This window comes from Aliirhizobium wenxiniae, from assembly GCF_019511445.1.
Lineage (GTDB): Bacteria > Pseudomonadota > Alphaproteobacteria > Rhizobiales > Rhizobiaceae > Neorhizobium > Neorhizobium wenxiniae_A.
The window spans coordinates 1-8,549 of the sequence record NZ_JAEUAN010000044.1; the positions used below are offsets into that span (position 1 = coordinate 1).

Sequence of the window (8,549 nt, forward strand, 5' to 3'; positions counted from 1 at the left end):
AATACTGCATGCAGACGCGGATCTCGCCCTCGACGCCGCCGATCGCCTGCTGGAGCATCCGTGCAAAAATGGGGTCGGGAGAACCGACCTTGACCGGATACTGCAAACGCTTGTCGAAACTGAACATGATTATCTCCTTGTGTGGAATTCCGATACCTGGACAGATATCGGGCAGCGAACAGGAACGAGCTTGGGAAGTTCCAGCATCAGCTGAGAGAAAGTTTGGCGCGTGGTTGGAAGACGAACGTAGGTTAGGATATCCGTCCGCAAGCCTTCCTGTTCGAAGGTCGGCTCGGATCGAGGCATTAGACGACGGATCGCGGTTTTGAACGGGCGGTTCTCTAGGGGCGAGGCTTTGACGTCAGCAGCTTGACCATTTCTAAACCGTTTTCAGCAGCCGCGCCGGACGCAGTGTTGTCGAAAACGCACCAAGCGTCGGGTCCCAACAGCTTTGAAAAAGCAAGGATCTCATCAGTTGTGTACCTGGAGTAATAAATCTTCGGCTTGCCATGGAGACGCACGTAGCGAGGCGATTTAGGAAAGTCTGACGGCGCCCAGACTACGGTGGGATCGGCCAATACCGGATCAATCTCGAACTCTTTCAGAAGATGAGCAGCTTCTTTCGATTTCCAGCTTTTGTGCCGAACCTCGATGACGATCTGCCCCTGATCGGCAGCTCTTACACCCTTGAACGCCGCAGCTAACACATCTTCGTTGAACGCAAGCGACGGAGGTAGTTGGAAAAGTAAGGGACCGCGTTTCCTGCCAAGTGGCGCGATATCGCGTAGAAAATCGCGAAACGCTTCCGTGATATCTACCATGGCTTGATCGTGCGTGATTTCTTTCGGAATTTTGACCGAGAACTTAAACGATTTTGGCACAGATGCGGCCCAACGCTCGAAGGTCGATTGCTGATGCCGTCGGTAGAAAGTCGAGTTGATTTCAACTCCGGGAAAAGCAGTCGCATATCTCGTCAGGCTGCTGCCCTGCTGTCCAAAATGATTAGCGACAGTCTTAGGAACCGCCCATCCAGCTGTTGCTATGATTGCCATGCCGCCCTCTACACAATGATTACGTTGTAATTACCGATGGTGATGGCTGAGAATGGTTGCGCCAAGATGCACTGTCTCTGACCATCGTAGACAGTAATCAGCCGGTTCGAAAACCGAGAGGCCGACATATCGAGTTGTAGGCGACCATTTCAGGCACGTGCCAGAAACGCCTCTGTCGAAAAAATTTTTAGCTGGACCGAAAACCGATCGCCCAACAACTCAAGGGAGGCATCATGCGTCTGATCAGCAGCGCTACAGACGGCATCTTTGAGGAGAATGACCTCGTAGCCCAGGTCAATCGCGCCCATCGCGGCAGCAAGGACGCAGACGTCGGTCTCTCCCCCCGAAATGGCTACCGCTTCGACCCCCTCGTTCCCTAGCACCCGATGAAGCTCGCCACTGGTCCATGGTGAGTAGGTCATCTTGTCGAAGATGCGAGCTGGTGGAACAAGCGCTCTGAGCGACGGAACTAGATCTATCATATTCGCCCCTAGCCGATCCGATGTCATCGTATCCCACTTCTCATAATAGTCACGCCACATGCCTGACATGTCCGCCGCGCGCTTGGGCGGCACAAATCGAGTGAATACCGTCCGTTCAGGTCGCCACCGTGCCACTTCTTCGACTTGTGGTGAAACGTCCCTCATCCAAGGGACATGCCATGGTGTATCCTCGGCGAACATTCGCTGCATATCGATGCACAGATGGATCCATTTTTTGAAAGTCATAATCGCCTCCCGAACGCGAACCCTGACACCAACTCGAAGTTCCCTCCCTCTGAAAGACCCAGCTGCCGAGGCCGCATCTTCAAGGGTGCGCCGGCGGAACGATAGGGAGACACCGCTTGTGAGCGCTTGCCTTGTAGGTTCTCAGGATGACCGCTTCTGCCGCCTCACATATTGGTTTGCCTTCGAGGAAATCATCAATCTTTTCATACGGCACCCCATAGACATCTTCGTCCGGTCGTAGCGGTGCGTCCGTTTCCAAATCAGCTGTCGGCACCTTGAGAACAAGATGTTCTGGCGCCCCCATATGAGCTGCCACAGCCCGCACCCTGCGCTTCGTCAGGCCCGAGAGTGGGAGAATATCGGCTGCTCCATCACCAAATTTTGTGAAGAAGCCCATGAGCGCTTCGGCGGCTTGATCGGTCCCAATCACGAGCCCCTGACTTGCTCCAGCGAGCGCATATTGAGCAATCATGCGCTGGCGAGCTTTGATGTTGCCTAGATGAAAATCTTTTCGCGCGGGATCGAACAGGTCGTCTGCCTGATCCGTGACGGCACGCATCATAGCGTCTGCGGCAACCTTTATATCAACAGTCACGGTTCGGTCGGGCTTGATAACGTCAAGGGCACTCTGCGCGTCTGCTTCATCAGCTTGTGCTCCGTATGGCAGTCGAACAGCGATGAACTGCGCGACTTTACCTTCCGCGCGGAGCTGGGAGACTGCTGCTTGGGCGAGAAGGCCAGCAGCCAGTGAGTCAACGCCACCGCTGATCCCAAGAACATAGGCTCGGCAAGACGACCTCAACAAATACTGAGCCAGGAACTCAGTCCGAAGATGCACCTCCATCGCGACATCAAATTCCTGGGCTACGCCGAGTGCGGCTGCGATCTTCTGCTGGTCATCTGACAATGCTTAACTCCTTTCTGAAAGCTGTAGCCCTGCATTACTCCAGGGTCTCTCTTGCTGCATCACATCAGCGATTTCCTGGACCAGCAGCAAGTTGGCCAATTCTTCAACTGGTAGGCTCAGCTTTGGCTTCCAGTTCGGATAGCTGTCACTCGTACCGGGGATGTTCGTTGGCTGCTTCTCACCCGTCATGTCTGCCAGCCGGACTGCGACCATCACGGAGAGCGTCTTGGAAATAAAACGATGCGCGCTGACAACTAGCTCCCTCAGCTTCTGGTCATTCGCAGCAGATGGCAGACGATGCGGCGTCTCTACCCCCGCCTCATCGAGGACGAGTTTCAGTTCCTCCCGCTCGTGCTTGCGTTGGTCGAGGTGTGTTGCACTCACATGGGGCGGAACGATCCCGTGTTCAGCGCGCGCTTTGATGTCGGCCCCGCGCCACCATCCAGCTAAGGTCTGGTGGTCATGAGTCGAGATACAGGCAAGCGAGAGCCGGGGGTAGGCGTCCGCAGGCTTGAAGCCATCCTCCCCCCGCTCGTAGGAAAGAATGCGATAAGATAAGATCTGGGCTTCAGCCAGATCGTCCTGCAATCCTTCAGGCAGCATGCCGAGATCCTCGCCGATAACGACGCAGCGGTACTCTGCCGATGCGTCCGCCAGGATTTGCAGCAACTTGTGTTGCGGATAGTTCACATAGGCGCCGCCGTCGGGCGCACTTTCCAGCGGCACCAGAAACAGCCGCCGCAGCGCCGCGGCATGATCAATTCTGATAGCGCCGGCATAACGCATCGCTGCAGTCACCATCCGCCGGTACGGAGATTGTTTCCCAGACGCGATCTGATCCGGATGGAAAGCAGCAAGATGCCAGTCCTGCCCTGCGGTCGCGAACGGGTCTGGCGGGCTTCCAACTGTTACATCCGAGATGTAGGCGTCTCGCTCACTCCAGGTGGCAGACCCGTCCATGGCCTCTCCGACCGCAAGATCGAGATAGAGACCGATCTTTAGCCGTGCGTCCAGTGCGGCCTCGGCTGCCTTGCCAAGCTGCAGGTGTGCCAGCCATTGCAGCCACATGTGAAATCGGATGTCGTCGGCGTGGGCCTCCGCAAATTCAGCGACTTCGGGGCTATCGGGTGTCCGATATTCGACTAACCAACCCTTCCAGCCTGCACCATTACCGCGTTTTATCATGAACGCCGACAAGGTTTCGAACAGAGCGTGCAGTCGCAGGACATCACCTCCCGCTTGAACGAAGTTTTGGAAGTCCTCGCTATCCGCCGTATCGCTACCCGAGGCCTGCTGCGAGCGCCAGATTTCCCGCAGAGTCGTCAGTTTGGCCTCGGCAACGCCGACATAATCCACCAGGTCGGTTTCCCGCAGTGACCGCAAACGCCTTTCCAGTTCTGGACTAGCCTTGAAGCCAGGTACCTTATCGACCGCGATGTAGAGCGGGTTGAGCATTTGCCGGTTCGACGGCTCGTAGGGGCTGCAGCGATCCGGGTCGGCGAGGAAGGGTGCATGCAGCGGATTAAGCCCGACGAAATCAGCACCCAGCGAGGAGCACAGCCTTGTCATACCGATCAGGTCTTCAAAGTCTCCGATACCCCAGTTGCGCTTAGAGCGCAATTCGTAGAGCTGCAGGCTGATGCCCCACACACCTCCCTGTTCGAGGGTTTCCGACAAATACGATTGGGGGATGGCCTTCGGCGGCGGCTGCTTCTGCTGTGTAACAGCAGATCTTTCGTCCACGCCCAGGGCGGCAAGGACCTGTCGTTTCGTTTCGTCGGAGATCGGGACTTCCACATTATCCGGGGACGGCCGCATCAGGCTGATCCCATGTTGCTTAGCGAGTTGGTCGAGATGCGAACCCATAATGTCTCCTCAACATTATTCCCGGGCGGGACTGATGCTCGAATAAACGGACCACGGCGCGAGCATGTTCTCCTTGACCGAGCCGAGGAGAAAGATTTGCTCGCCGGCAGGCGGCGCCGGATTTGTTGCAGGTTGGTCAGCTAGGTTCGCGACGATGTGAAGTGTGGAGCCAGCTGCGAGCGTCCAGTCCACCGCGGTCCGGTGTCCTTCATGGCGAAACGATGCGTTTCCGGCACCCATTCTCTGCAACAGCGGCACGATCCGCTGGTGCCGCATGGTAAGAAGCGACTTGTAGAATGCGAGCATTTCTACAGCGTCAGCACTGTCACGCTGAGACCAGCCGAGTTTCGCCATCTCGAATGTCGACCGCGCGGTGGGATCAAGAGCGTCCTCGGCATCGAACCCTGGAAGGCGTGACAACTCCTTTCGCCGACCTTGTCTGACCTTCTCGTTCAACTCGTCGTCAAAATCGCAGAAATAAGGAAACGGCTCGCGCGCTCCCCATTCCTCCCCCATGAAGAGCATCGGGATCTGGGGCGACAGCAGATAGACAGCAGTCACCGCCTTGATAGGCTCCAGCGGACGGAATGTGATCATCCGATCGCCGAGCGCCCGGTTGCCAATCTGATCATGGTTCTGGATAAAGGAGATGAACGCGGTAGGAGGCAAGCCGGCGCTAGGCTTGCCGCGGCTCTCGCCCCGATAGGGCATATGTTCGCCCTGAAAAACAAAACCCTCGGCGAGCGCGCGACCGATCTTGCCGTCGTCATCAGCGTAGTCCTGATAATAGCCGTACGTTTCACCAGTCGCGGCAATGTGCAGCACGTGATGAACATCGTCGTTCCACTGGGCTGTGAAACAAGTCGGCCGCCCCTTCTCATCGCGTGTCAGCAAAGCGCTGTCATTGTCTTCGTTCTCTACAATCAGATGAACATGCCGGCCACCAGCCGCTTCCCGTGCCCGGCGAGCGAGCTCATGAAGCAGATGCTCTTCGCTGTCGTCCTTGATGGCATGCACGGCGTCAAGGCGTAGCCCGTCCAGCCTAAACTCCTTGATCCAGTATATCGCGTTTTGGATGACGAACTCTCTGACCGCCTTTGACCCTTCGCCATCATAGTTGATGCCATTGCCCCATGGCGTCTTATGGTGCTCGGTGAATAGCGGCGCATAATTCGGCAGATAATTTCCATCAGGACCGAAATGATTGTAGACGACATCCAGAAAGACGGAAATGCAGTGCCGGTGGGCAGCATCCACCAGCGCCATGAAATCTTCGGGTCGGCCGTAGCTGCTGTCGGGTGCATAAGGCAGGACGCCGTCATAGCCCCAATTATACCGACCGGGGAAATCGCTAACGGGCATAATCTCGATTGCGGTTACACCGATCTCCGCTAGGTGGGCGAGCTTTTCGATCGCGGCCCGGAACGTTCCTTCCGGAGTGAAAGAGCCGACATGCAGTTCGTAAATGACGCTCTCTTCCCAAGGACGTCCCGACCAGTTGTTGGCCGTCCACTCAAAACATTTAAGATCGACGACCTCACTTGCTCCTTGGACGTCTTGAGGTTGATGGCGTGAAGCCGGGTCCGGCACCATGAGCCCATCCGGCAAGCCAAACTTATACCGACTACCTGGCTTCACGCCCGCGGCGAGGCATTGGTGCCATCCATCGCCTGAGCGTTCCATCTGCCGCGAGTCGCATCCTTCGATGTTGACGGAAACGGCCTTGACCAAGGGAGCCCAGAGCCGGAACTCAACACCACCATCCGAAATGATGGGACCAAATGCATAGTCGACCAATACATCACCCTCTTTGTCTTGAACGATAGGGGCCATCAGCGGAGCAGTCCTTGACCGCCGTCGACCCAGATGGGAGAGCCGGTGATATGCCGGGACCTTTCCGACGCAAGGAAAGCGATGACGTCGGCAACATCCTCGCTGCGCCCCGGACGCCCACCTGTGATGGGAACCTGCCCGTCGGGCCAAACGACGGGTATCGCCGTTTCTTCTTCTTTTCTGAGCTTGGTGTTCGTTTCGATATTTGTATCGATCTCACCTGGGCACACCGCGTTGATGCGGATGTGATGACGGGCAAGCTCCAGCGCAAGCTGCTGTACCATGGCTACTTGTCCCGCCTTCGTGGCCGTATAGGCCGTCGCCCCCGGAGTCGTGAACGTCCTCGTCCCGTTTATAGACGACACGACAACGATCGAACCGCCGCCCGAGCGCTTGAGTTCGGGTACGGTTGCGCGGATCGTCAGGAACGTGCCGGTAAGATTGACGGAGATCGTCTCGTTCCACTCGGCAAGCGTCAGATCGTCGATCGGCGCCCACACGCCATTGATACCGGCATTGGCGACGACGACATCGAGTCTGCCATACTGCCGAACCAGCTGTTGCACGGCCGCAATCATCGCGGCCTCATCTACTATATCTGCCAGCAGCGGAACGGCTTCACCGCCGTTTTCCTGGATCTCGTTCACTGTGGAAGAAACATCCTCGAGCGTGTGTCCGAGCACACCGATCTTCAAACCATCTGCTGCCAAAGCCAACGCTGCTGCTTTTCCGATACCCGATCCTGCTCCAGTGACGAGGGCAACTGCGCACTTCATTACGGACTCCCGGTTAATTGAGCGGCCAGTGTAACCTTTGGAATGGACCGGAGTTCCAGCCGCGCAAATCTGCGTACGATTCAGGACAGTTGTTTCTTCAAAAGCGCAGTACGGTTTCGTTTTGCCTTTAGTTCCGCCCTGCGAGCTCTATCCAAAGCAGCGACCACCGATCATCTGCGTGTGTCGGCTCCTTGTAGAAGCCCTGCCCTTCATGTTGCATACGCAAGGTACTTTCGATGATCGGTCTTGACGGCGTGGTTCCCGGCAAGCCTGATGCGTCCAGATAAGCTTCCAGGTCGCTGAGTGTCCCGATGCCTTCGAAGTCCGGCCTACCCGGTGCTGAGACTTTCCATGCGTAACACGACATCAGGTTTTCTCCTGACTGCCATTTTCGGAGAGCCTGCTCACGACGGTACTGGCACTGCCCTTTGAGACCGCGACGTCGCCTTGGACGCAATCCTTGCTCATATCCACCTCGTCGAGATCAAGAGACGCGGATCGGTCTTGGCGCTCGCTAACCAACGGAGCAGGAAAGTTGTTCTTCGGTTCAGATGCCCGGTCTGCCGTTCCCAGTTACTCCTTCGCTATCGACAGACTGACCCTGCCTTAGCAGGACAGATCCCTAGTTGATGGCGCGCGAACTGGTGCAGTCGGCGCAAGTTCCATTCCGCCTGGATGGCTTCACGTCCGTACGCTGGCGGTCGAGGAGAGCCATTCGCCTTGCATTGAAATTTGTCGTTAAAGTGGGATTAAGCACGTAACTCCCGTGGGTTTGCGATGTTGGCTGCGGCAAAAGGAGATTAACGATGGGTATCAATTCACCGAAGGACGGCGCACCGGGCACCGCGGACCAGTCGCCACGTTGGGAAGGTCCACAGGAGAACAGACCGAAAGGCTACCTGCCAGCGAAGGACGATCCGGATACGGAAGAAGATGCAGTTGGCGAGACCAACGCCGACCCGGTCAAGCGCAAGGTTACCGATGCGATGAAGACTCAAGGCGACTAGATTCGCTTCGGTCGGCTCGCGTCCCTGTCCAGCTCTCAGCAAGCTTGACCATCGCGGCCGACACGTTTGCGCAGCATTGTCCTTTTGTCACCGCGTCTCGCGGAATTTTCTCAGTCGAGTCGCTAACGCATGGACTGTTGTTAGCAGGGCGACCGGTGTGAGCGCGGCAAGACCCGTGACGACTTTATTGACGAGGCCGGGGACCGCCACGGCTTTTCCTATCATAAGCGCCTCGAAAGCTACCCTGGCAACGAGTGCGGGGTCTGCTTTTCGGGAGCGACCGACCCACGTGTCCTGCATCCCCGCCCGCTCATATACCCCGGTTTCGGTAACTCCGGGCATCAGGCAAGTAACGGACACGCCCTTTTCCTTCATCTCGT

The 8,549-nt window shown here is 56.8% G+C and carries 8 protein-coding genes and 1 pseudogene; 1 reads left to right on the plus strand and 8 read right to left on the minus strand.

Features of this window, described 5'->3' with window-relative positions; genetic code table 11:
• From JNB91_RS29915 to JNB91_RS29945, 7 genes are all read right to left on the minus strand, one after another.
• A partial coding sequence (locus tag JNB91_RS29915) for a manganese catalase family protein (protein WP_220329079.1) occupies positions 1 to 127 on the minus strand: 127 nt, incomplete at its 3' end.
• A 214-nt stretch (positions 128 to 341) separates the two neighbouring features.
• Positions 342 to 1,052 (minus strand): DUF72 domain-containing protein, encoded by a 711-nt coding sequence (locus tag JNB91_RS29920; protein WP_220329073.1) that lies wholly within the window; start codon positions 1,050 to 1,052, stop codon positions 342 to 344.
• Between the two features lie 149 nt (positions 1,053 to 1,201).
• Positions 1,202 to 1,780 (minus strand): cysteine hydrolase family protein, encoded by a 579-nt coding sequence (locus JNB91_RS29925; protein WP_220329074.1) that lies wholly within the window; start codon positions 1,778 to 1,780, stop codon positions 1,202 to 1,204.
• Between the two features lie 79 nt (positions 1,781 to 1,859).
• Positions 1,860 to 2,687 carry an ammonia-dependent NAD(+) synthetase gene (gene nadE, locus JNB91_RS29930; RefSeq protein ID WP_220329075.1) on the minus strand — a complete coding sequence of 276 codons (828 nt, stop codon included), beginning with the start codon at positions 2,685 to 2,687 and terminating at the stop codon, positions 1,860 to 1,862.
• A gap of 3 nt (positions 2,688 to 2,690) precedes the next feature.
• Positions 2,691 to 4,556, minus strand: a complete 1,866-nt coding sequence (gene malQ, locus JNB91_RS29935; protein ID WP_220329080.1) for a 4-alpha-glucanotransferase — start codon at positions 4,554 to 4,556, stop codon at positions 2,691 to 2,693.
• A 12-nt stretch (positions 4,557 to 4,568) separates the two neighbouring features.
• Positions 4,569 to 6,386 carry a malto-oligosyltrehalose trehalohydrolase gene (gene treZ / locus JNB91_RS29940; protein ID WP_220329076.1) on the minus strand — a complete coding sequence of 606 codons (1,818 nt, stop codon included), beginning with the start codon at positions 6,384 to 6,386 and terminating at the stop codon, positions 4,569 to 4,571.
• A complete protein-coding gene (locus tag JNB91_RS29945; RefSeq protein ID WP_220329077.1) occupies positions 6,386 to 7,162 on the minus strand; it encodes an SDR family oxidoreductase in 777 nt (258 codons plus the stop codon). Before JNB91_RS29945 ends, treZ begins: the two co-directional genes overlap by 1 nt.
• Positions 7,163 to 7,968: 806 nt before the next feature.
• Here JNB91_RS29945 and JNB91_RS29950 point away from each other — a divergent pair.
• Complete coding sequence (locus JNB91_RS29950; protein ID WP_220329078.1) at positions 7,969 to 8,169, plus strand: hypothetical protein; 201 nt, start codon at positions 7,969 to 7,971, stop codon at positions 8,167 to 8,169.
• Positions 8,170 to 8,256: 87 nt separating this feature from the next.
• Here JNB91_RS29950 and JNB91_RS29955 read toward each other — a convergent pair.
• Positions 8,257 to 8,549: pseudogene (locus JNB91_RS29955) on the minus strand (SDR family NAD(P)-dependent oxidoreductase); the annotation flags it as partial.

Bases quoted from the DNA above. Each gene is read 5' to 3' on its own strand.
- JNB91_RS29920 (WP_220329073.1), bottom strand. From the start codon at position 1,052: ATGGCAATCATAGCAACAGCTGGATGGGCGGTTCCTAAGACTGTCGCT.
- JNB91_RS29925 (WP_220329074.1), bottom strand. From the start codon at position 1,780: ATGACTTTCAAAAAATGGATCCATCTGTGCATCGATATGCAGCGAATG.
- treZ (WP_220329076.1), bottom strand. From the start codon at position 6,386: ATGGCCCCTATCGTTCAAGACAAAGAGGGTGATGTATTGGTCGACTAT.
- JNB91_RS29945 (WP_220329077.1), bottom strand. From the start codon at position 7,162: ATGAAGTGCGCAGTTGCCCTCGTCACTGGAGCAGGATCGGGTATCGGA.
- JNB91_RS29950 (WP_220329078.1), top strand. From the start codon at position 7,969: ATGGGTATCAATTCACCGAAGGACGGCGCACCGGGCACCGCGGACCAG.